The sequence below is a fragment of the Streptomyces sp. KPB2 genome, assembly GCF_003950055.1.
Lineage (GTDB): Bacteria > Actinomycetota > Actinomycetes > Streptomycetales > Streptomycetaceae > Streptomyces > Streptomyces salinarius.
Map to the genome: position 1 here is coordinate 7,723,373 of NZ_CP034353.1, position 22,237 is coordinate 7,745,609.

Below are 22,237 nucleotides of genomic sequence, written 5' to 3' on the forward strand. Positions count from 1 at the left end.
CCGGGGCCGTACCGCGTTTCCTGGATGAGACGGGCAAATAGGGCAGCGGTTCAGGGGAGCGAGAAGTGAGTGATCAGGGCGTCGCGGGGCGGGACGTGCGGGTCGGTTGCCGGGTGGCGAACGGCTGGACGGTCGTCAAGGCCGACGACGAGCTGGACATCGCCTTCGCGCCCCTGGTCCGGGACGAGGTGGGCCGGCGCCTCGCCGAAGGGCACCGGCACTTCGTGCTCGACCTGTGCGACACCCCCTTCATCGACTCCATGGGGCTGGGGATGATCGTGGCCGTGACCAAGCGCATCCGCAGCCATCACGGGTCGCTGCTGATCGCCTGTTCCGACCGGCGGCTCCTGCAGGTCTTCGCCCTCGGCGGCCTGAGGGCGGTCTACTCGTTCCACGACTCCGTGGAGCAGGCCGTCGCGCGGCCCCCCGGCGGGGAGGGGCTGGCCGACTGGCCGCCCGCCCGGGGCTGAGACGCCGCCACCGCCGGCTCCGTGTTTGGGCCCGCCGCGGCGGTTCACCGGAACGGGAAGCGCGCCCCCGCGCGCGAGGGAAGACTGGCCGGGTCTCCACGGAAGGGTGGGCCATGACCGCACGCGTCGGATACCGGAGAATCTACGAGGAAGCCACGCCGCAGGACGGCAAGCGAGTGCTCGTCGACCGCCTGTGGCCGCGCGGCGTGAGCAAGGAGAAGGCCGATCTGGACGAGTGGCTGCGCGACGTCGCCCCCTCGACCGACCTGCGCCGCTGGTACCACCACGATCCCCAGCGCTACGACGAGTTCCGGCGCCGCTACCTCGCCGAACTGGAGGACCCCGATCACGAGGCTCCGCTGCGGCGTCTGCGCGACATGGCGGCACACGACAAGGTCACCCTGCTGACGGCCACCAAGGACGTGGACCACAGTGAGGCCGCCGTCCTGGCCCAGTGGCTGGACGGGTCCTGACGGAGCCCGGGGGCGGCGGCCTCGGCCGGCGGGCGTTCAGGACCGGGCCGTGGAGGCGGCGGGCCGGTCCTGAACGGCCCGGTCACCGTCCGGCCGTGACCCCCTGCGCCGGGGCCGCCGGGCCCGCTCCGGTCTCGGGGCCGAGCGCCCGCAGGATGTCCTCGACGCTCTGCTTGGCGTCGCCGAAGAGCATGCCGCTGTTCTCCCGGAAGAACAGCGGGTTCTGCACCCCCGCGTAGCCGGAGGCCATCGAGCGTTTGAAGACGACGACCTGCTCCGCCTCCCAGACCCGCAGCACGGGCATGCCCGCGATCGGACTGGCGGGATCCTCGGTGGCCGAGGGGTTGACCGTGTCGTTCGCCCCGATCACGAGCACGACGGACGTGTGGGCGAAGTCGTCGTTGATCTCGTCCATCTCCAGCACGATGTCGTACGGCACCTTCGCCTCGGCCAGCAGCACGTTCATGTGCCCCGGCAGCCGCCCGGCGACCGGGTGGACGCCGAAGCGCACCTCGATCCCGCGCTCGCGCAGCCGCCGCGTCAGCTCCGCGACCGGATGCTGGGCCTGCGCCACCGCCATGCCGTAGCCGGGGGTGATCACCACGGACCGGGCCCGCGCGAGCAGCTCGGCCGCCTCGTGAGCCCGGATCTCACGGTGCTCGCCCTGATCCTCGTCCCCGCCGGCCGGGGCCTCGATGCTGAATCCGCCCGCGATGACGGAGAGGAAGGAGCGGTTCATCGCCTGGCACATGATGTAGCTCAGATACGCACCGGAGGATCCGACCAGGGCGCCGGTGACGATGAGCAGGTTGTTGTCGAGCAGGAACCCGGCCGCCGCCGCGGCCCAGCCGGAGTAGCTGTTGAGCATCGACACGACGACGGGCATGTCGCCGCCGCCGATCGAGGCCACCAGGTGCCAGCCCAGGGCGAGCGCCAGAACCGTGACCGCCACCATCAGCGGGAGGTTCGGACTGACGGTGAACCAGACCGTCAGCACCACGAACGCGGCCAGCGCCCCCAGGTTGAGGGCGTTCTTGCCGGGCAGCATCAGGGGCCGGGACCTGATCCGCGCGGACAGCTTCAGATACGCGACCACGGAGCCGGTGAAGGTGACCGCGCCGATGAAGACGCCGATGAACACCTCCGCGTGGTGGATGCCGACCAGATCGGCGGCGATCCGGCCCCGCGAGCCGTGGGCCTCGACCTCCAGATAGCTGTTCCAGCCGACCAGGACGGCCGCGAGACCGACGAAACTGTGCAGCACCGCGATCAGCTCGGGCATCTGGGTCATCTCCACGCGCCGCTCCCGCCACAGGCCCAGCGCGGCCCCGATCACCGTGGCGAGCAGGATCAGCGCGACCGGCCCGGCGGAGACGCTCTGCGCCGAGACGACGACGGTCGCCACCAGCGCGAGGGCCATCCCCGCGATGCCGTAGACGACGCCGGCGCGCGAGGTCCGGTGCTGCGACAGACCGGCGAGGCTGAGGACGAACAGCAGGGCCGCGACCAGGTCGGCGGCGCGGGAGGCGGTCATGGACGTCATCGGGACTCGCCTCTCGAGAACATGGACAGCATGCGGCGGGTGACCGCGAAGCCACCGAAGATGTTGACGCTCGTCAGCAGGATCGCCACGAAGGACAGCACGGTGACGAGCGCGCTCTCGTGCCCGATCTGCAGCAGGGCGCCGATCACCACGATCCCCGAGATGGCGTTGGTCACCGACATCAGAGGCGTGTGCAGGGAGTGGTGCACCTTGCCGATGACGTAGTAGCCGATGACCACCGCCAGCGCGAACACCGTGAAGTTCTCCGCCAGCTGGGCCGGGGCGAAGGCGACCATCAGGAAGGTCGCGAGCATGCCGAGGCCGATCAGAGAGAAACGCCCCGCCGGGGTGAGGCGGGACGGCTTCGCGCCCACCGGGGCGGCGGTGGCCGCCGCCGGGGCGGTGGCGGGCGGGGCCGCCGACACGGAGACCGGCGGGGGCGGCCAGGTGACCGCGCCCGCGCGGACCACGGTCACCGCCCGCTGCACCACGTCGTCGAAGTCGACGACGAGCCGGCCGTCCCCGCCGGGGGTGAGCAGCCTGAGCAGGTTGACCAGATTGGTGCCGAACAGCTGCGACGCCTGGGCGGGCAGCCGGGACGCCAGGTCCGTGTAGCCGATGAGGGTGACGCCGTTGTCGGTCACCACGCTCCGGCCCGCGACCGTCCCCTCGACGTTGCCCCCCTGGGCGGCGGCCATGTCGACGACGACACTGCCGGGCTTCATCGCCGCCACGTCGGCGGCCGTCAGCAGTCGCGGGGCGGGCCGGCCGGGTATCAGCGCGGTGGTGACCACCACGTCCACATCGCGGGCCTGCTCGTGGTACAGCTCGGCCGCGGCCCGGTCGTAGTCGGCCGACGTCGCCCGGGCGTAGCCGTCGGTGCTCTCCTCCTGGGTCACGTTCACCGCGAGATACTCACCGCCCAGCGACCGCACCTGGTCGGCGACCTCGGGACGGGGGTCGGTGGCGCGCACGATCGCGCCCAGACTGGACGCGGCCCCGATGGCGGCCAGCCCCGCGACACCGGCCCCCGCCACGAGGACCTTCGCCGGCGGCACCTTGCCCGCCGCGGTGACCTGCCCGGTGAAGAAGCGTCCGAAGACGTGCGCGGCCTCGATGACCGCCCGGTACCCGGCGATGTTCGCCATGGAGCTGAGCACGTCCATCGACTGCGCCCGCGAGATCCGCGGCACCGCGTCGAGGGCGAGCACGGTGACGGCACGTGCGGCGAGCGCCTCCAGCAGCTCGGGCCGCTGCGCCGGAGCGATGAGCGCCACCAGCGTCGTCCCGGCACGCAGCGCCGAGATCTCCTCGTCGGTGGGTGCGTTGACCTTCAGTACGACGTCCGCGGTCCAGGCCTCGCCGACCCTCGCCCCCGCCTCGGCATAGGCCTCGTCACCGAAGCCGGAGGCGGTGCCGGCCCCCGACTCGACGACGACCTCGTAACCGAGGCCGAGCAGCAGGCGCACCGTCGAGGGCGTCGCGGCGACGCGGGTCTCCCCGGGCAGGGACTCGGCGACGACGCCGACGCGTTGAGGTGGTTGATGAGCGGGTTGGTGTCCAGTCATGTCCAGTCTCTCGTCGAGGCGTTGTTGCCCGGTTCCGTACCCAGAGGAGAGCGGCGGGGCACCGAAAACGACCCCTGCGCGTGGACGTCAGCCGAGTTTCGCCGCCACGGCGTCGAGGACCCACTCCAGGCCGGTCGCGAAGGACTCCTCGGCGTCCACGTGCGTGCCGTCGTGCACGGCCCTGGCCAGCGCCGGGAAGCGGCCCGTGGCCAGCATGCGCGTCACGTGCGGGCCGCGGGCGCGCTGCCACTCGCTCTTGGACAGGCCCGTGGCGCGCTCGGCCCGCAGATCCGTGATCTCGCGCCTGATCGCGCCGGTGAAGTAGGCGCTGACCGTCTCCACGGCGCGCATGACGGTGTCGACGTCGGTGAGGCCGTCGAGGGCCGCCAGCGTCGCCTCGGACACGGCCAGGCCGTTCGGACCGAGGGCCGGGCGGCCGCCGAGCAGGTCGGCCAGCCACTCGTGCCGGAGGGCGGCGCGCCGGGTGCCGTGGGCGAGGGAGCGCAGCGCCTCCCGCCAGTCACCGGCTCGTTCCCCGGGCAGGATCTCGGCGTACACCGCGTCCACCATGAGGTCGAACAGCTCGTCCTTGGTGGAGATGTACCCGTACAGCCGCATCGGACCGGCGTCCAGCCGGGCGGCGACCTTGCGCAGGGAGACCGCGGCCAGGCCGCCCTCGTCGGCGAGCGCGACGGCGGCGGCGACGATCCGCTCCCGGTCGAGCGGAACGGGGCGATTCGGCGGCTCGGGCCGGTCCCACACAGTCATGATCACACCGTACTGACCGCACCGAACGGTTGCGTGGCGGCGTACGGCGAAAATACAGTGTATCGACATGAGACACCGTATCGCCGTGATCGGCGGCGGCCCCGCCGGACTGGCCTTCGCCCGCGTCCTGCACCGCCACGACTGCCCCGTCACCGTCCTCGAACGCGAATCCGGCCCCGACGCGCGGCCCCCGGGCGGCACTCTGGACCTGCACGAAGGGCTGGGGCAGCTCGCGTTGGACAAGGCGGGGGTGCTGGCGGAATTCCGGGCGCTGTCCCGACCCGAGGGCCAGGCCATGCGCATCCTGGACACCGACGGCACCGTTCTGCGCGACTGGCGGCCGGGTCCGGACGACCGGGCCAATCCCGAGATCGACCGCGGGCAGCTCCGGGACCTGCTGCTCGGCCCCGTCGACGTCCGCTGGGGCGGGCACGTGACGAAGGTGGTCCCGGGGGGCCGGGACGGCGTGCGGGTCCACTTCGCGGACGGACGGGAGGAGACGTTCGACCTCGTGGTGGGCGCGGACGGCGCCCGGTCCCGAACCCGCCTGGCGGTCTCGGCGGTGACGCCGCACTACACCGGCGTCACCGCGGTCGAGACCTCGCTGGACGACATCGACACCCGCCACCCCGACCTGGCCCGGCTGATCGGCGACGGTTCCGTGGCCGCGTACGGCGTGAACCGAGCGCTCGTCGCCCAGCGCGGCAGCGGAGGCCACGTCAAGGTGTACGCCCAGTTCCGCGCGCCGCTCGACCGGCACACGAAGCGGGACACGGCCGACGCCGGGGCCGTGCGGTCGCGTCTGCTGGACCTGTTCGACGGCTGGGCCGCTCCCCTCCTCGACCTCCTCCGGCACGGCACCGAATTCGTCCACCGCCCGCTCTACGCCCTGCCCGTGGCGCACACCTGGGCCCATGTCCCCGGCGTGACGCTCCTGGGCGACGCGGCCCATCTGATGCCGCCGCTGGGGGCGGGGGCCAACCTCGCGCTGCTGGAAGGCGCCGAACTCGCCGAGTCCCTCGCCGCCGGCACCGGGGACCCGGACGACACCGTCCGGGTCTTCGAGGAGCGGATGTGGACCCGGGCCGCCAGGTGGGCGAGCTTCACGACGGCCGGTCTGGAACGCCTCGTGAGCCCGGACCCGGCCGCAGCCCTCGCCCTCTTCGACCGGGTCCAGCCGCCCGGGTGAGCGGCGGCTTCCCGCGCTCCCCGGTGCGTCAGCCGACGGGACGGCCGAACCAGCGGGAGAGATGCTCCTCCAGGTCCCGCTGATCGTCGCCGACCCAGGCGACGTGGCCGTCGGGGCGCACCAGGACGCACGGAACGTCCAGCGCGGCCGTGGGGTCCGCGAGGTGATCGACCCGGTCCGACCAGCCGTTCACGGCGAGGCGTCCGGTACGGTCCAGCAGCAGACCCCGTCCGCGGTGCAGCAGACCGTAGAGACGGCCCTGTGCCACGTCGATGTCCCGCAGGCGCCGGCCGAGCAGGTCGGGGCCCGTACCGAAGTCGTAGCGGATGCCGATCGCGGTGATCTTCTCGACGAGACGGCGGTTCACCTCGTCGATGCCCATCAGTTCGGTCAGGAGCCTGCGCACGGCCTGCGGTCCCGGTTCCGTGGACATCAGTTCCGTCTGGGCCCGGGTGTTGTCCAGCACGTCCCCGGCGACGGGTCGGCGTTCGGCCTCGTAGGTGTCCAGCAGGGTGTCCGGCGCCCAGCCCCGGATCTGTGCGGCCAGTTTCCAGCCGAGGTTGAACGCGTCCTGCACGCCGAGGTTGAGGCCCTGTCCGCCGGTGGGCGGATGGATGTGCGCGGCGTCGCCGGCGAGCAGCACCCGCCCGACCCGATAGCGCTCCGCCAGCCGGGTGGCGTCCCCGAAGCGGGACAACCAGCGTGGGGAATGCACACCGAAATCCGTTCCGGCGACGACGCGCAACTGTTGTCTGAAGTCCTCGATGGTGGGTGCCTGGGCGCGATCGCCGACTCCCGCGGCGGGAACCACGACGCTGTAGATCCCCGCACCGAAGGGCCGCAGCCAGAACCGCCGCTGGGTCTCGCGCACGGCGGCCACCCCGGCGGCGATCTCCTCCGGCGCCGCACCCACCCGCATCTCGCCCATCAGCGTCTCGTTGCGCGAGGGCTCGCCGGGGAAGCCGACGCCCAGCCGTTTGCGCACCGTGCTGCGCCCGCCGTCGCAGCCGACGAGGTAGCGCGTACGCAGCCGCTCCCCGTCGGCCAGCTTCACGGTCACCCCCTCGTCGTCCTGCTCGAAACCGGTGAGCGCGTCCCCGTGCCGGACCCGCGCACCGAGGGCGACCGCGTGTTCCTCGAGGAGCCGGACGACGACGGGCTGCGGGATGCCCAGCAGATACGGGTACTCCGCGTCCAGGCCCTCCGGCGCGGGCGCGGGGATGGCGGCGAAGAGGCCGCCGACCGGGCGCCGTCGTCCGTGCCGCAGCAGGCGGTCCAGCAGCCCGCGCATGGCCATCAGCTCGATACTGCGCATGTGCAGACCGACGATGCGGACGAACGACGCGGGCTCGGTCTCCTTCTCCAGAACGAGTACCCGTACGTCGTGCAGCCGCAGCTCGGCGGCCAGCGCCGCGCCGGTCGGCCCGCAGCCGGCGACGATCACGTCGAAGTCGTGCCCGTCCGCGTCGCCGGACGACGGCCCGGGGGTGAAGTGCCCAGAGTCCATGGGTGTTGCCTTTCGGGAGTGCCTTGGGTGGGAGGCGCTCCCGGCGACACCTGCGTCAGCCGCCGGCCATGACGGAAAGGGGGAGCACCCACGTCGATACAGCGATCACGGGTCTCACCTCCTCGGGCGGCGTCACGGTCCACCGCAAGCTACCGTCGCGGGCCCCGGGCGTCCAACCCTTTTCGGCGGAGAACACCCGGGCCGGCCGACGGGGAGCCGTGCCCGCCTACGGCGTGTAGACGGCGTCGCTGCCGTACAGCTCCCTGGTGAACGCGGAGACGTCGGCGCTGCGATCGCTGCCGTCGAGGTTGTACGTCAGATAGACGCCGTACCCCTCGTCGACCGTGCGACGGGCGAGGTCGGCCGCCGTACCGCGGGAGGTCCGGCCGATCTCCACCGCCGCCGGTGACAGCCGCGACTTGGGCAGCGCGATGCCGGGGACCTGCCAGGTGCCGTAGTACGGGTTCCAGGCGTAGTCGAAGTCGGAGGAGATGTCGACGCCGCCGTAGGACAGGCGTGCGGCGGCCGGACCGATGTTGTACAGGCTGATGATCTTGTCCGGCATGTTCGCGCGCAGGGCCGTCACCAGGTGCACGAACGAACTGTCGTTGGGCTGCGCGGTGCCGTTGGTGCCGTACTCGGCGTATTCGTCGTCGAAGTCGACGCCGTCGAGGCCGTACTCCGCCACGGCATCCGAGAGTTGCTTCGCGAACGCCGAAGCGGCCTGCTGGGACGGGAAGTTGGCGAATCCGGCGCCCTGGTGGTTGCCGAGCACCGAGAGGAGGACCTTGATGCCCTTTTGCTGCAACGGCCGTATCTGCGTGGCAACGTTGTCGAGGACGCGTCGCACGTTGTCGTTGAAGTACAGGTACGCCTTGTCCGTGCCGGTGTCGTAGTTGATGTTCGCCGCGAAGATCACGGCGACGTCGAAGACGTTGCCGCCCCCGTTCGCCAGTGTGTACTTGCCGACGTTGAGCATGCTGTTGTTGTTCACCTCGACGTAGGCCACCGAGGTCGGCCCCTGCTTGACGGGGGCGGCGGGGTCCGCCGGCGCGCCGCTCGCGGCGGTGGCGCCGACGAGGAGGGTCGCGGCGGTCGAGAGCGCGAGCGCCGCCGTCCGCACCTTTCTCCGTACCAGAGTGAACATGGGTGATGGCCTCCCAACGCGGTGCGGCGCCCCGCCTGTTCGGGGCGCCGAGCGAGTGCTTCCAGTCTTCCTCTGCCCGATCGAGCCCTCGGACGTGTGCCGGAACCCTTCACGGCTTCCCCGCACGGCGCACTCCGGTGCTCGTGTGCCGGTCAGTCCACGAAGAGGGCCCGAGCCGCTCCCGGCACGGGTGACGGCGAGCCGGCCGCACCGGCGAAGTTGTCCTCGACCTCCGCCTTCTCCGCCGCGTTCGGGTACGGGTTCGTGCACGGGACGCCCGCACTCGACCCCGACATCAGGCTGGAGCACGGCCCGGGCTTGCGGTCCGGCAGCCCCAGGATGTGACCCAGTTCGTGCGACGAGATGCGCACCGTGTCGTAGCCCTCGTTCACGGCCTGACGCCCGATCCAGACGGTGCCCTTGCCCAGGGACGTGGGGAGGGCGCGGGGCCAGCCGTCGTCGGCCACGACGCGGATGTCGGCCCGCTGGCCGGCCTGGACCGGACGCAGCTGTGCACCCTCGACGCTCTCGTTCCAGATCTCCGCGCCCCGGTCGACCGCGGACCTGAACTCGGCGGAGCCACCGGCGTCGTAGGTGAGAACCCGGGCTGCGGCCGGAGTGCCCGGGGTGTCGCCCGGCGGGTCGACGGCCACGGCTTCGCCGCTCAACAGCGGCAACGACATCAGCGCGGCCGCGGCAAGGTGCCCGGCCAGTGTGCGCACGTGCATGCTCGACCTCCTTGTGGGGGAGAGGGGTCGTGTCCATGACATTACTGTGGCTTCTCTGCCCGCCGGAAGGCCCTCGCAATCGGTCAATCCGGCTCGGCCCTCCCCGGAGAGCCGAGCCGTTCAGGTTCTGGCCGTGCCCGCGGTTCGGCTCAGCAGGTCCGGCCGGTGTACCAGGCGCCGTCGATGTCGGAGGCGGCGCCGATCCAGGTCACGCCGGGCACCACGCACCGCTCGCTGTTGGGCCCCCAGTCGTCGATCTCGATGACGATGTGCGAGCCGTCCGAGGTGCAGTGGTTGTAGTAGGCGTCGGAAGCGGTCTCGTAGAAGCCGCAGGGGTTCGCCGCGGCCGGGCCGGCGCTCAGGGTGAGCGCGCCGACCGAGGCGAGCGCCAGGGAGAGGGAGGCGAGGGCGCTGGTCACGATACGACGAAGAGGCACGAAGGACTCCAAACGGTGGGGGATCGCCGGGTCGGGTTGCCGCGGCCGGTCGATCCGTGGTCGGTGCGTGGCCCAGACTCACAGTTCGGGGACGCCGATGCGGCCGAAGAAGGCGCCGTTCACCCGGCGAATCGATTCGGTGCTGCGCCGACCGGTTGATCCGCACCGGTACGCCGGATTTCGTGGCGGCGAGGCGGTCGGCGTGCGGGGTGGCGAGGCCGGAGAAGCCTCCCGGCCCGGTGGGGGAAATGGCTCGTTCCGGCGCCACCGAAGTGGCCCACACGGGCGGAGCGACTGGGGCATACGGTCGAGATCACGACACGTGGCGTGCCCACCGGGCCGCCGGGGGGACGTGTGAGTGCACGACCACCACTTCTTGCGAGGACCTCTCATGCAGGCCATCACCGTCCACGATCGCGACGCGGGTTCCGGCGGGCTCACCCTGGCGGAACTCCCCCACCCCCATGCCGCCGAGAACGACGTCGTGGTGCGGGTGCACGCCGCCGGCTTCACCCGCGGAGAGCTCGACTGGCCCGGTACCTGGACGGACCGGGCCGGTCGCGACCGGACGCCGAGCGTCCCCGGACACGAGCTGTCGGGGGTGGTCGAGGAACTCGGCTACGGCACCACCGGCCTCACCGTCGGCCAGCGGGTGTTCGGCATGGCCGACTGGACGCGCGACGGATCGCTGGCGGAGTACACCGCCGTGGAGGCCCGCAACCTCGCCCCCCTCCCGGCCGACGTCGACCACACCGTGGCCGCCGCGCTGCCCATCTCGGGGCTGACCGCCTGGCAGGGCCTCCTGGAACACGGGCGGCTCACCGCGGGACAGACGGTCGTGATCCACGGCGCCGCGGGGAGCGTCGGGTCGATCGCGGTCCAGCTCGCCCGGGAGGTGGGCGCGCGGGTGATCGCCACCGGTCGGTCCGCGGACCGGGACACCGCACTCGGTCTCGGCGCCGACGTCTTCCTGGACCTCGAGTCGGAGCGGCTGGAGGACGCGGGCGAGGCCGACGTCGTCTTCGACGTCATCGGCGGCGAGATCCTCGCCCGCTCGGCCGCCCTCGTCCGGGCCGGCGGCACCCTCGTCACCATTGCCCAGCCGCCCGAGGTCCGGCCGGCGAACGGCCGCGCGGTCTTCTTCGTCGTAGAACCCGACCGGGCCGGGCTCACCGCCCTGATGCAGCGGGTGCGGGACGGGCGGCTCAAGCCGTCCGTCGGGGAGGTGCGCCCGCTCGCCGAAGCGCCCGAGGCGTTCGCGCCCGGCGGCGGCAAACGCGGCAGGACGATCATCCGCGTCGTGCCGCCCGGCCCGGCACCGGCAGGCTCGCGGTGAAGGGCGTCCTGCTCGAAGCCCTCTCCCCGCCCGACGGTGCGACGGCGGCCGCCGCGCTGGACGTGGCGACCGCCCACCTGTCCCCGGCACTGCTCAATCACTCGCTGCGCGTCCACCTGTGGGCGGCGGCCCGCGGCACGACGGACGGCGTCCCCTTCGATCCGGAACTCCTCTACGTCGCCGCGCTGTTCCACGACATCGGGCTGGTGCCGGCCTTCGACAGCCACACCCTCGCGTTCGAGGAGGCGGGCGGGCACGTCGCCAGGGTCTTCGCCGCCGGTGCCGGCTGGCCGGCCGAGCGCCGTGAACGCCTGTACGGCGTGATCGTCCGGCACATGTGGCCGCAGGTGGACGTCTCCGTGGACCCCGAGGGGCACCTGCTGGCCCGGGCCGCCGCGACCGATGTCGTGGGCAGGGAGGCGGACGCCTACCCGTCCCGCTTCCGCGACGAGGTGCTGGAGCGCCACCCCAGGCTGGATTTCGCCGGGGTCTTCCTGGCGTGCTTCCGGGACCAGGCGGCGCGCAAGCCCGAAAGCTCCGCCGCCGGCGCGGTGAGTTCGGGACTCCCCGGCAGAATGGCCGCCAACCCGTTCGACGCCTCCTCCTGACCGTGCCCCGGACTTTTCGGGCCGGCCGGTCGGGGCCCACGGTCGCCGACCGCGCCGCAACCGCTCGGCCGACGCACTGCCGAACGCGACGGGGCGGGGCGCCGCTGCCCTGGGCCGGACCGGGCGGCCCCGGCTCCGGGGGGCGGCGACTCCCGTGCCGCCCCCGGGGGTTCAGGCGGCCTGGGTCAGTTCCGCGCGGCCGAAGAGGATCGCGTAGCCGGGAGGCAGCTGGGCGAGGACGCGGTCGAGCAGGGCGGGCCCGGCGAGGCGTGCGACGACGCCCAGGACCGAGCCGACGTCCCACCGTGTGGTGGCGAGGGTGCCGCCGGTGCGGGTGGCGAGGTCCCTGACGAAGGCCCAGCCGGTCATCGGTCCGGTCTCCGGGATCTGCGCGGCGAAGATCCGGGCCGCTTCGCGGGGGAGACGGGCGGCCAGCTCGACCCGCTCCTCGCCGGTGACGCGACGGCCGAGGGCGGCCAGGACGGCGGCCACGACCTCCTCGGCACGCTCCCTGGTGGGGTAGGCGCCGTGGTAACGGACCTGCTCCAGCATCTGCGCGTAGGACATGGCCGGCTCGGAATCGATCGTCGTCGGAGCCGTCTGGGACTGCATCGGTGAGGGGCGCCTTTCTGTGTCGTGGGCTGGTGGTACGGCGTCGTGGGGTATGGCCGGTCGGTCGGTTGTCGTGGGAGCGGGTCTCAGCCCCGGGAGGCGCGGCCCGCGCTCGGGACGGCGACGTCCTGGGGCCGCCCGAAGAGCAGGTCGTACCCGGGCGGGAGCTGGAACAGCACGCGGCGGGTCAGCTCTTCGCCGGCCGCGTCGGCGGCCACGCTGAGCACGGCCCCGACGTCCCAGGTGGCGGTCTGTTCGGTGGCTCCCTCGATCCACGCCGCCGTGGCCCGCACGAAGCGGTCGGCGGACAGCGGCTCGGTGGCCTGCAGCGGATTGAGGAGGATCAGGGCGAAGCTCTCCGGGAGCCTCGCGGCCAGTTCGGCCCGTACATCGCCCACCAGGTGGGCGCCCAGGAGGGCCAGTACGGTGCGTGCCGCACGGTCGGCCTCTGCGCGGGTCGGATACTCGCCGCGTTCCTGTACCTGATCGAGGAACACGTCCCACCGCATGGTCATCGCAGTCCTCCTTCCCCGGGCGGTCGGTGCCGACGGGCGGGCGGAGGGCGGGGGCGGGGGACACCCCGTCCTCCGCCGCCGGGAGCGCGGCTCCCGCCTCAGCCGGAGATCTCCTTGTGGTCCGGGCCGGCACCGATCGAGATCTTGCGCGGCTTGGCCCGCTCGGCGATCGGGACGCGCAGGGTGAGCACGCCCGCGTCGTAGTCGGCGCTGATCCGCTCGGTGTCGAGCGTGTCCGCGAGCATCAGCTGGCGGGAGAACACGCCGAAGGAGCGTTCCGAGAGTTCCATCTGCGCCTCGTCGCCGCCGGCGACGGGACGACGCTCGGCCCGGACGGTCAGCATGTTGCGCTCGACGTCGATGTCGATCGCGTCCCGGTCGACTCCGGGGATGTCGAGGGCGATCACGTACACGTCGCCCTCGCGGTAGGCGTCCATGGGCATCGCCGAGGGACGGGACCAGGTGCCGGACGCGGTGGGGAACAACTGCTGGGTGAGCCGGTCGAGCTCACGGAACGGGTCGGTGCGCATCAGCATGGTGAAACACCTCCGGTCGAGTAGATCCGCTCATGCGCTGGGTCTTGCTTCTTCTTGTACCATGTCATCGGAACGATGACAACAATTGATGTCATCCACTGGACGACACCGCGTGGACGGCATCGAGTCGGGAGGTGACCATGGCCGCAGACCCGCGGGAACCCGCAGCCCAGCCCGTGTCCTTCCTCGCCGCGAAGGCGGCGCTGGCGGCGATCGAGGAGGCGGTCCACAGTGCCCAGGCGCCGCGGGACGGCAAGCAGTCCCGCGGCGAGGTCAGCTCGGACCAGGCGCTCGCCGCCCTGCTGCTCCTGCGCGAGATGCGTGACCAGCTCGCCGGGTGGGAGACGGGACTGATCGAAACCGCCCGCGAGGCGGGGGCCAGCTGGGCGGAGCTCGCCGGCCCGCTCGGTGTCGCCAGCCGCCAGGCCGCCGAACGCCGTTACCTGCGCCTGCGGCCCGGTGCCCCCGGCAGCACCGGCGAAGAGCGCGTCCAGGCCACCCGCGACCGCCGCGCCGCCGACCGCGCCGTCACCACCTGGGCCCGGGGCAACGCCGCGGACCTGCGTCAGCTCGCCGGCCAGGTCACCGCCCTCACGGGTCTGCCGGCCGACGCTCGTACTCCGCTCGTCCAGGCCCTGGGCCGGGACGACGCCGCCGGCCTCATCGAGCCGCTGTCCGGTGCCCGCGAGCACCTCCGTGCGCACCACCGGGAACTGGCCGACCGCATCGACACCCTCACCCGGCGCACCGACCGGCTCCGTCGGACCGGCAGCAGCGAGGAGCAGCCGCCCGCAGGGGTGTGAAAGGAAAGGAAACGGAGCCGCGGGACCCGCTCCGACCGGCCCGCCCGCGTCCGCCGGTGGTTCAGGCGGTCCGTCCGGGTGGGTCGACGACCACGCAGCAGTGGCCGGGGCGGGGTGCCAGCACGGCCCGTCCGGGCGGTTGCCCGCCCGCTTCGAGCAGGCCCCGCACCAGGTGCAGATTCAGCCAGCACACCAGTTCGGTGTGCTCCTGGGCGAGCCGGTGGAAGGGGCAGTTGCGCAGGTCGACGCCTCCCTCGTCGGTCGTCGCCGGCTCGTAGCCGCAGCCGCGCAGCGCCGTCGTGAGGTCCTCGCCTCCGGCCGACCGGCCCGCCGCGTGCGCGGCCGCGGCCACCGCCTCGCGCACCGTCCCGGAGTCGTCGGCCGCGACGGCCTCGGCCAGTACCCCCGCCAGTAGGCCGTAGTCGCGGGGCGGCACGCTGACCGACAGCTCTTCGTCGGTGCGTGCGTAGCGCTTGGCCGGACGACCCGCGCCCGGACCGCCACGTCCGGCGGCGCGCGCGTAGCTGGTCGTCAGCAGGCCGGCGTCGGCCAGTCGGTCCAGGTGGTAGGCCGCGAGGGTGCGGCTGATCCCGGCCGCCCGCGCGGCCTCCTCCCGGCCCACGGGTTCGTCGCAGGTCCGCACGTAGTCGTACAGCCGACGCCGCACCGGGTCGTCCAGGCTGCTCAGGTCGCTGATGGCGTCCCTGTCACGGTCCTCGTTCGTACCCACACTGTCAATGTAACACCAATGAGATTTGACAAACGTTCGGCGACGTGGCCAGCCTGTAAAAACAACAAACCTTGTTGATAGACGGAGGCCGTCATGGCTGCTCCCGCTCATGTCCCCGCGCGCACGCACTCCCTCGAATCGGGATGGCGGCGCGCCGTGGACGAACCCGCCTACGGCGCGTACTGGCTGCTGCGCGTCGGGTACGCCGTGCTGCCGATCTGGATGGGCATCGACAAATTCGTCAACGCCCTCACCGACTGGCCGTCCTACCTCGCCCCGTGGATCGTCGACGTGCTGCCGTTCTCCGCGCAGACCGCGATGTACGTCGTGGGAGCGATCGAGATCGTCGCCGGCGTCGCCGTGGCCCTCAAGCCCCGGTACGCCGCCTACGTCGTCGCGCTCTGGCTCACCGGCATCATCGTCAACCTGCTGACCTACTCCGGGTTCTACGACGTCGCGCTCCGCGACTTCGGCCTGCTCGTCGGCGCGCTCGCCCTGGCACGGCTCGCGGCCGCCCACGACCCGGCGTGGTTCGGGCGCCCCGGCGGCGGAGTCCGCACGCGCTGAACACCCGCCGGCCGGCCCGCCCGGGTCGGCCGGCCACCGCTCGGGTCCCGGCCCGGGCTCCCGCCGGCCTCCGGGCCGACCCGCTCACGAGGAGGACGAGGGATGACTGCCACAGTCCCACTGCAGGTGATCGAGGACGTCACCGGACCCGACCTGGAAGCCGCCGAGCGTGCGGCGCGGGAATTCCTGGCGGCGCTCGGCATCATGGTGGACAGCGAGGGGACGCGGGACACTCCGGGCCGGATGGCCCGCGGCTACGCCGAACTGCTCACCGCCCGCCCCTTTCGGATGACCACGTTCCCCAACGACGAGGGCTACGACGAACTCGTCCTCGCCCGCGACATCCCCGTGCGTTCGGTCTGCCAGCACCACATGCTGCCCTTCGTGGGAAAGGCGCACGTCGGCTACCTGCCGGGTACCCGCATCCTCGGACTGTCGAAGCTGGCCCGGGTCGTGGAGCACTTCGCCTGCCGGCCCCAGGTGCAGGAACGGCTGACCAAGCAGACCGCGGACTGGCTCGCCGAACAGCTCCGGCCCCGGGGAGTCGGGGTGGTCGTCGAAGCCGAACACACCTGCATGACCCTGCGCGGAGTCCAGGCCACCGGATCGAAGACCGTCACCTCCACCATGCTCGGAACCCTGCGCGACGACCCGGCGTCCCGGCACGAATTCCTCGCGCTCACCGGCGTCCAGCGGTAGCAAGGCACCGGCCACGCACCCTCACACTGTCCCGGAGGCAGCCATGACCACAGCGCAGCACCCGCCCCGGCGGATCCTGATCGTCGGCGCCGGACTGGCCGGCGCGTCGGCCGCGGCGGCCCTGCGTGAACAGGGGTTCGACGGAGACGTCACCCTGTTCGGGCAGGAAAGCCACGACCCCTACGAACTGCCCCCGCTCTCCAAGGGCGTCCTGCTCGGCGAGCGGGACGAACCGGACTGGGTCCGGGGAGCGGGCTACTACGGCGAGCACGGCATCGCACTGCGCCGCGACACCACCGTCACCGCCCTGCGCCCGGCCGACCACGTGATCGTCGACGCCGACGGAGTGGAACACGGATACGACCGGCTGCTGCTGGCCACCGGCTCCCGCCCGCGCACCCTGCCGGGCTTCGACGGCCCCGGCGTGCACATGCTGCGCACCCTCGACAACGCCCTGGCCCTGAGGGAGAAGCTGACCGACGGTGCCCGGGTGGTGATCGTCGGCGCCGGCTGGATCGGCTGCGAGGTGGCCTCCGCGGCCCGCGCCCACGGTGCCGACGTGACCATGGTCGACCCCGTTCCGCTGCCGCTGCGCAACGTCCTCGGCGACCGCGTCGGGTCGGTCTTCCGCGATCTGCACGCCGACCACGGCGTCACCCTGCGTCTGGGCGTCAGGGCGAGGGGCACCCGCGCCGACGGCCGGGCGGTGCTGCTGGAGGACGGCGGCGAACTGCCCGCCGACGTGGTGGTCGTCGGAGCCGGTGCCGTGCCCCGCACCGAACTCGCCGAAGCGGCGGGCCTGGACCTCGCGGCGGGCGGAATCGCCGTCGACGCCGCACTGCGCACCTCGGCCCCCGACGTCTACGCGGCCGGGGACGTCGCCGCCCACGACCACCCGCGTCACGAGGGACGCGTACGCGTCGAGCACTGGTCCAACGCCAAGGACCAGGGCACCCACGTGGCCGGCAACCTCCTCGGCGGCCACGACGCGTACGGCGCCGACCCGTACTTCTTCTCCGACCAGTACGACCTCGGCTGCGAGTACCGCGGCCTGGCCGACCCGGCCCATGACGAACTGGTCCTGCGCGGCGATCCCGACTCCCGCGAGTTCCTCGCCTTCTGGCTGCGCGACGGACGGGTCACCGCCGCCCTCAACGTCAACCTCTGGGACCACGGCGACGCACTCACGGACCTGGTCGGCACCCGGGCCAGGGTCTCCGCCCGGCAACTCGCCGAGGCGGACCTGAACACCCTCACCACCGCCGGCGCGGCCGACCGGCGGTGAGCCCCGCCCGAGCGACGACAGGAGCCATGACCGCATGAACGCCACAGCAGTCGACCTCGAGTTCCGCGGCCGCCGCATCGTCAGCGACCGGCCCCTGGTGATGGCGATCGTCAATCGCACACCGGACTCCTTCTACGACCAGGGAGCCACCTTCGCCGCCGAAGCGGCCCAAAACGCCATCGCCAGGGCCGTCGCCGAGGGAGCCGACATGATCGACCTCGGCGGAGTGGCGGCCAGTCCGGGAGAGGAAGTCACCGCCGAAGAAGAAGCCGCCCGTGTCGTCCCGCTCGTCGAATGGGCCCGCGACCGCTACCCGGACCTCCTGATCAGCATCGACACCTGGCGCCACGAAGTGGGCGACGCGGCCTGCCGGGCCGGCGCGGACCTCCTCAACGACGCATGGGCCGCCGCCGACCCGAAACTGATCGAGGTGGCCGCCGACCACGGTGCCGGCTACGTGTGCACGCACACCGGCGGCCGGACCCCCCGCGCCGAACCCTTCCGCCCCGGCTACGACGACGTGGTGGCCGCCGTCCGCACCTCCGTCGTCGGCCTCGCGGAACGCGCCGAGGCCGCCGGCGTGCCCCGGGGCGGCATCCTCATCGATGCCACCGGCTACGGCAAGAACACCCCCGACCACCTCCTCCTGCTCCGCAACGTCCGGGAGTTCACCCGGTCCGGCTGGCCGGTCCTGATGGCCCTGTCCAACAAGACGTTCGTGGGCGAGATGCTGGATGTGGAACTGCACGACCGGCTGACCGGCACCCTGGCGGCCACGGCCGTCGCGGCCCGGGACGGCGCCGCCGTCTTCCGGGCCCACCAGGTCCGGCCCACCCGGCAGACCGTCGAGATGGCCGCGGGCATCAACGGCAGCCGTCCCCCCGCCCGCACCGGAACCTGGATCGCCTGATGCACCAGATCTGGCCCACCGAAGACGCCCGGCCCCTCGACGACGACGACCTGGAACGCCTCTACACCTACCCGCTCCGCCCGCGCTGGCTGGCCGTCAACTTCGTCGCCAGCGCCGACGGGGCCGTGGAGGTCGGCGGTCTGGCCAGGCCCCTGTCCACACCGCCCGACCGCAAGGTGCTGCGACTCGGCAGCGACCTCGCCGACGTACTGCTGATCGGCGCCACCACCGCCATGGTCGAAGGCTTCCGCGGCGTCCATCCCGACCGGCACACCCTCGCCCGCCGACGCCGTCACGACCTGGCCGACACCGCGCCCACCGCCGTGGTGACCACCGGACGGACACTGCCCCCCGACGCCCCCGTGATCACCCGAGCACGCGTCCCCACCATCGTCCTCACCTGCGCGTCGGCACCGGCGCCCACCCGTCGGGCCTGGCAGGACGCCGGGGCGGAGGTCGTCGTCGCGGGCGAGGACGCCGTCGACCTCGTCGCGGCGGTCGCGGCTCTCACCCGGCGCGGGCTGCGACGCATCGACTGCGAAGGCGGACCCCACCTGTTCGGGGCGCTGGCCGCAGCCGGCCAGGTCGACGAACTCCGCCTGACCGTCTCCCCCCTGCTGACGGCGGGCCCCGCCGGCCGCATCGCCACCGGACCGCCCGCCCGGCCCACCGACCTGCGCCTGGCCTCCGCGATCGCCGAGGAGGACACCCTGCTCCTGCGCTACCTCACACGGCCGGCCGGCCGCCCCGGTCGGCAGCGGGCCGTTGACGACGACGGCGACGCGTAAAAGGGTGGTCGTGGCCGGAGTCCCGCCGCCACCGCCGCTTCCGAGTCCCGAGGACGGACCCACGTGAAGATCACCGCAGCCGACGTCGTCGTCACCAGCCCGGGCCGCAACTTCGTCACCCTGCGCATCACCACCGAGGACGGGCTCACCGGCCTCGGGGACGCCACCCTCAACGGCCGTGAGCTGGCCGTCGAGGCCTACCTGCGCGAGCACGTGGCCCCCTTGCTGCTCGGCCGGGACGCGCATGCCGTCGAGGACACCTGGCAGTACCTGTACCGGGGCGCCTACTGGCGCCGGGGCCCGGTGACCATGGCGGCCGTCGCCGCCGTGGACACCGCCCTGTGGGACATCAAGGGCAAGGCGGCGGGCATGCCGGTGTACCAGCTCCTCGGCGGCGCGTGCCGCACGGGCGCGCTGGCCTACGGCCACGCCTCCGGCCGGGACATACCCGAACTGCTCGACTCGGTGCGCGAGCACCTGGCCGACGGGTTCCGCGCCGTCCGGATCCAGAGCGGCATCCCGGGTCTCGACTCCGTGTACGGCGTGGCCGCCTCCGCCGCCGGAGAGGGCGAGCGCTACGACTACGAGCCCGCCCGGCGCACGGGCACCACCCACCCGAGGCCCACCGAGGAGACCTGGGACACCCGCGCCTACCTGCGCCACATGCCCACGGTCTTCGAAGCCGTACGGCACACCTTCGGCCCCGAGCTCCCGCTGCTGCACGACGGGCACCACCGCATGACACCCATCCAGGCCGCGCGGCTCGGCCGGGACCTCGAGCCCTACGACCTCTTCTGGCTGGAGGACGCGACCCCGGGCGAGGACCAGGCGGCGCTGCGGCTCGTGCGCGAGCACACCACCACCCCGCTGGCCATCGGGGAGGTCTTCAACTCCGTCCACGACTACACCACGCTGCTCCGGGACCGGCTGATCGACTACGTCCGCTCGGCGGTGACGCACACCGGCGGCATCACCGCCGTACGCAAACTGCTCGACATGGCCGCCGTGTACGGCATCAGGTCGGGCATGCACGGTCCGACCGACATCTCACCGGTGGGCATGGCGGCCGCCCTCCACCTCGACCTCGCCGTGCACAACTTCGGCATCCAGGAGTACATGCGTCACGCCCCGGAGACGCTCGAGGTGTTCCGCACGTCCTACCGCTTCGAGGACGGCCTCCTGCACCCCGGCGACGCACCCGGCCTCGGGGTCGAGCTCGACGACGAGGCCGCGTCCCGCTTCCCCTACGAGCCCGCCTACCTGCCCGTGAACCGCCTGCGCGACGGCACCGTCCACGACTGGTGAGGCCCCGGGAGCCCGCCCGTTCCCCGTGGGGCGTGGCATGGTGGGGATGTCCCGTCCACCTCCCGGAAAGCCCCGCCGCATGCGTCTCCTGCTCATCAGGCACGGCCAGACCCCGTCCAACCTCAAGCACCTCCTCGACACCGCGGAGCCCGGCCCCGGTCTGACCTCCCTGGGCCAGGAACAGGCCGCGGCACTGCCGGACGCGCTGGCGTCGGAGCGGATCGACGCGCTGTACGCCTCGACGCTCGTGCGCACCCAGCTGACCGCCGCGCCCCTGGCCGCCGCGACCGGACTGGAGGTCCGGGTCCGGGCCGGTGTCCGGGAGCTGGCCGCCGGCGATCTGGAGATGCGCGGCGACGACGAGGCGGCACGCCGCTACATGCACACCGCCTTCGCCTGGTCCGCGGGGAACGTAGGGCTCCGTATGCCGGGCGGCGAGAACGGGGTGGAGGCGCTGGGGCGGTTCGACGCCGTCGTGGCCGAGGCCCACGAGGACGGCGCGGAGACGGTGGCCGTCGTCAGCCACGGTGCCGCGATCCGCATGTGGGTCGCGGCGCGGGCGGACAACGTGGACGTCGCCTACGCCGCGCAGCACCCCCTGGCGAACACGGGCATCGTCATCCTCACCGGTTCGCCCGACCAGGGATGGCGAGCACTGCTCTGGGAGGGCACCTCACTGGGTCCCCTTCCCCACACCCCGGATCCGGACGACCCCACGGGGTCGGCTCTTTCCACGCCCTGACGCGCGCGCTCGGCACCGTCGGGAACAGCGGGCCCGGCCCACGCTGTTGCACAGGCGCATGCCCGCCCCATTCGTTCGGGACGCATGTATACCGAGACGCATGTCCTCAGGAGGAACAGTTTCATGACGGACCGACCCTTGACGCTCATGGCCGTGCACGCCCATCCCGACGACGAGGCCACCGGAACGGGCGGCGTCCTGGCGCGGTACGCGGCGGAAGGCATCCGCACGGTGCTCGTGACGTGTACCGACGGCGGCTGCGGTGACGGACCGGGGGGTGTGAAGCCGGGCGACCCCGGACACGATCCGGCGGCCGTCGCCCTGATGCGCCGTCAGGAACTCCGGGAGAGCTGTGACGTCCTGAAGGTCAGTGATCTGGAGATGCTGGACTACGCCGACTCCGGAATGGCGGGCTGGCCCGGCAACGACGCCCCGGGCTCCTTCTGGCGGACACCGGTGGAGGAGGGCGCCGCACGACTCGCGGAACTCATACGGCACTACCGGCCCGATGTGGTCGTCACCTACGACGAGAACGGCTTCTACGGCCACCCCGACCACATCCAGGCGCACCGCATCACGATGGCGGCACTGGAGATGACGGAGCTGACGCCGAAGGTCTACTGGACGACGGCGCCCCGCTCGATGATGGGGCGTTTCGGCGAGATCATGCGCGAGTTCGGCGAGGACGTGCCCGAGCCGGACCCCGACGAGGCCGCCGCGATGGCCGAGATCGGGCTGCCCGACGACGAGATCACCACCTGGGTCGACACCACCGCGTTCAGCGGTCAGAAGTTCGACGCGCTGGCCGCGCACGCCAGCCAGGGCGAGAACATCTTCTTCCTCAGGATGGGCAAGGAGAGGTTCGGTGAACTGATGGGCATGGAGACCTTCGTACTCGTCCGGGACACCACGGGCGCGGCCCTGCCGGAGAACGACCTCTTCGCCGGACTGCGCTGAACCCGGGCCGGCCG

25 protein-coding genes are annotated in these 22,237 nt (G+C 72.6%); 14 read left to right on the forward strand and 11 right to left on the reverse strand.

Annotation, left to right across the window (positions count from 1 at the left end):
- Positions 1-65: 65 nt before the first annotated feature.
- On the forward strand, positions 66-470 hold the full coding sequence (locus tag D1J63_RS34975; protein ID WP_125634570.1) for an STAS domain-containing protein: 405 nt from the start codon (positions 66-68) through the stop codon (positions 468-470).
- Between the two features lie 113 nt (positions 471-583).
- A complete protein-coding gene (locus D1J63_RS34980; protein WP_125634572.1) occupies positions 584-943 on the forward strand; it encodes a DUF488 family protein in 360 nt (119 codons plus the stop codon).
- An 82-nt stretch (positions 944-1,025) separates the two neighbouring features.
- Here D1J63_RS34980 and pntB read toward each other — a convergent pair whose 3' ends face one another.
- From pntB to D1J63_RS34995, 3 genes are all read right to left on the reverse strand, one after another.
- Entirely contained in the window at positions 1,026-2,486 is a 1,461-nt protein-coding gene (pntB, locus tag D1J63_RS34985; protein WP_164713115.1) for a Re/Si-specific NAD(P)(+) transhydrogenase subunit beta, read from the reverse strand.
- Positions 2,483-4,054, reverse strand: a complete 1,572-nt coding sequence (locus D1J63_RS34990) for a Re/Si-specific NAD(P)(+) transhydrogenase subunit alpha (RefSeq protein ID WP_125634574.1) — start codon at positions 4,052-4,054, stop codon at positions 2,483-2,485. The genes pntB and D1J63_RS34990 overlap by 4 nt, the downstream gene beginning before the upstream one ends.
- Before the next feature lie 87 nt (positions 4,055-4,141).
- Positions 4,142-4,822, reverse strand: a complete 681-nt coding sequence (locus D1J63_RS34995) for a TetR/AcrR family transcriptional regulator C-terminal domain-containing protein (protein WP_125634576.1) — start codon at positions 4,820-4,822, stop codon at positions 4,142-4,144.
- Between the two features lie 67 nt (positions 4,823-4,889).
- Between D1J63_RS34995 and D1J63_RS35000 the strand changes: the two genes are divergently transcribed.
- Positions 4,890-6,011, forward strand: a complete 1,122-nt coding sequence (locus D1J63_RS35000; protein WP_125634578.1) for an NAD(P)/FAD-dependent oxidoreductase — start codon at positions 4,890-4,892, stop codon at positions 6,009-6,011.
- Positions 6,012-6,039: 28 nt separating this feature from the next.
- On the opposite strand, the gene rox is transcribed toward D1J63_RS35000, so the two are convergent.
- From rox to D1J63_RS35020, 4 genes are all read right to left on the reverse strand, one after another.
- Positions 6,040-7,518 (reverse strand): rifampin monooxygenase, encoded by a 1,479-nt coding sequence (gene rox, locus D1J63_RS35005; RefSeq protein ID WP_125634580.1) that lies wholly within the window; start codon positions 7,516-7,518, stop codon positions 6,040-6,042.
- Between the two features lie 226 nt (positions 7,519-7,744).
- Positions 7,745-8,665, reverse strand: coding sequence for an endo-beta-N-acetylglucosaminidase H (locus tag D1J63_RS35010; RefSeq protein WP_125634582.1), 921 nt, complete (start codon positions 8,663-8,665; stop codon positions 7,745-7,747).
- A 152-nt stretch (positions 8,666-8,817) separates the two neighbouring features.
- Complete coding sequence (locus D1J63_RS35015) at positions 8,818-9,393, reverse strand: snapalysin family zinc-dependent metalloprotease (protein WP_125634584.1); 576 nt, start codon at positions 9,391-9,393, stop codon at positions 8,818-8,820.
- A 149-nt stretch (positions 9,394-9,542) separates the two neighbouring features.
- Positions 9,543-9,830: a DUF6355 family natural product biosynthesis protein gene (locus D1J63_RS35020; protein ID WP_125634587.1), complete on the reverse strand. Its 288-nt coding sequence runs from the start codon at positions 9,828-9,830 to the stop codon at positions 9,543-9,545.
- A gap of 391 nt (positions 9,831-10,221) precedes the next feature.
- Between D1J63_RS35020 and D1J63_RS35025 the strand changes: the two genes are divergently transcribed.
- Positions 10,222-11,166, forward strand: coding sequence for an NADP-dependent oxidoreductase (locus D1J63_RS35025; protein ID WP_125634589.1), 945 nt, complete (start codon positions 10,222-10,224; stop codon positions 11,164-11,166).
- Positions 11,163-11,774: an HD domain-containing protein gene (locus tag D1J63_RS35030; RefSeq protein ID WP_241235643.1), complete on the forward strand. Its 612-nt coding sequence runs from the start codon at positions 11,163-11,165 to the stop codon at positions 11,772-11,774. The genes D1J63_RS35025 and D1J63_RS35030 overlap by 4 nt, the downstream gene beginning before the upstream one ends.
- A 171-nt stretch (positions 11,775-11,945) precedes the next feature.
- Here the strand turns inward: D1J63_RS35030 and D1J63_RS35035 are convergent, their stop codons facing one another.
- From D1J63_RS35035 to D1J63_RS35045, 3 genes are all read right to left on the reverse strand, one after another.
- A complete protein-coding gene (locus D1J63_RS35035; protein WP_102932798.1) occupies positions 11,946-12,386 on the reverse strand; it encodes a DUF2267 domain-containing protein in 441 nt (146 codons plus the stop codon).
- 86 nt (positions 12,387-12,472) lie between these two features.
- The gene (locus D1J63_RS35040) at positions 12,473-12,901 is read right to left on the reverse strand and encodes a DUF2267 domain-containing protein (RefSeq protein ID WP_102932799.1); all 429 of its coding nucleotides are present in this window, start codon (positions 12,899-12,901) and stop codon (positions 12,473-12,475) included.
- Positions 12,902-12,999: 98 nt separating this feature from the next.
- Positions 13,000-13,437, reverse strand: a complete 438-nt coding sequence (locus D1J63_RS35045; RefSeq protein WP_102932800.1) for an Hsp20/alpha crystallin family protein — start codon at positions 13,435-13,437, stop codon at positions 13,000-13,002.
- A gap of 140 nt (positions 13,438-13,577) precedes the next feature.
- Between D1J63_RS35045 and D1J63_RS35050 the strand changes: the two genes are divergently transcribed.
- Entirely contained in the window at positions 13,578-14,240 is a 663-nt protein-coding gene (locus tag D1J63_RS35050; RefSeq protein WP_125634591.1) for a type III effector protein, read from the forward strand.
- Positions 14,241-14,301: 61 nt separating this feature from the next.
- On the opposite strand, the gene D1J63_RS35055 is transcribed toward D1J63_RS35050, so the two are convergent.
- Positions 14,302-14,970 (reverse strand): helix-turn-helix domain-containing protein, encoded by a 669-nt coding sequence (locus tag D1J63_RS35055; protein WP_125634593.1) that lies wholly within the window; start codon positions 14,968-14,970, stop codon positions 14,302-14,304.
- Positions 14,971-15,063: 93 nt separating this feature from the next.
- Between D1J63_RS35055 and D1J63_RS35060 the strand changes: the two genes are divergently transcribed.
- The 8 genes from D1J63_RS35060 to D1J63_RS35095 all read left to right on the forward strand — a co-directional run bounded on the left by D1J63_RS35060 (position 15,064) and on the right by D1J63_RS35095 (position 22,223).
- Positions 15,064-15,537 (forward strand): DoxX family protein, encoded by a 474-nt coding sequence (locus tag D1J63_RS35060; protein ID WP_125634595.1) that lies wholly within the window; start codon positions 15,064-15,066, stop codon positions 15,535-15,537.
- Positions 15,538-15,639: 102 nt separating this feature from the next.
- On the forward strand, positions 15,640-16,236 hold the full coding sequence (gene folE, locus D1J63_RS35065) for a GTP cyclohydrolase I FolE (protein ID WP_102929320.1): 597 nt from the start codon (positions 15,640-15,642) through the stop codon (positions 16,234-16,236).
- Between the two features lie 43 nt (positions 16,237-16,279).
- Entirely contained in the window at positions 16,280-17,521 is a 1,242-nt protein-coding gene (locus D1J63_RS35070) for an FAD-dependent oxidoreductase (RefSeq protein WP_125634597.1), read from the forward strand.
- A gap of 34 nt (positions 17,522-17,555) precedes the next feature.
- Positions 17,556-18,431: a dihydropteroate synthase gene (gene folP / locus D1J63_RS35075; RefSeq protein ID WP_125634599.1), complete on the forward strand. Its 876-nt coding sequence runs from the start codon at positions 17,556-17,558 to the stop codon at positions 18,429-18,431.
- Complete coding sequence (locus tag D1J63_RS35080) at positions 18,431-19,219, forward strand: dihydrofolate reductase family protein (protein WP_125634601.1); 789 nt, start codon at positions 18,431-18,433, stop codon at positions 19,217-19,219. Before folP ends, D1J63_RS35080 begins: the two co-directional genes overlap by 1 nt.
- A gap of 63 nt (positions 19,220-19,282) precedes the next feature.
- The gene (manD, locus tag D1J63_RS35085) at positions 19,283-20,524 is read left to right on the forward strand and encodes a D-mannonate dehydratase ManD (RefSeq protein WP_125634603.1); all 1,242 of its coding nucleotides are present in this window, start codon (positions 19,283-19,285) and stop codon (positions 20,522-20,524) included.
- A gap of 79 nt (positions 20,525-20,603) precedes the next feature.
- Complete coding sequence (locus D1J63_RS35090; protein WP_125634605.1) at positions 20,604-21,266, forward strand: histidine phosphatase family protein; 663 nt, start codon at positions 20,604-20,606, stop codon at positions 21,264-21,266.
- 123 nt (positions 21,267-21,389) lie between these two features.
- Entirely contained in the window at positions 21,390-22,223 is an 834-nt protein-coding gene (locus D1J63_RS35095; RefSeq protein WP_125634607.1) for a PIG-L family deacetylase, read from the forward strand.
- Positions 22,224-22,237: the final 14 nt, after the last annotated feature.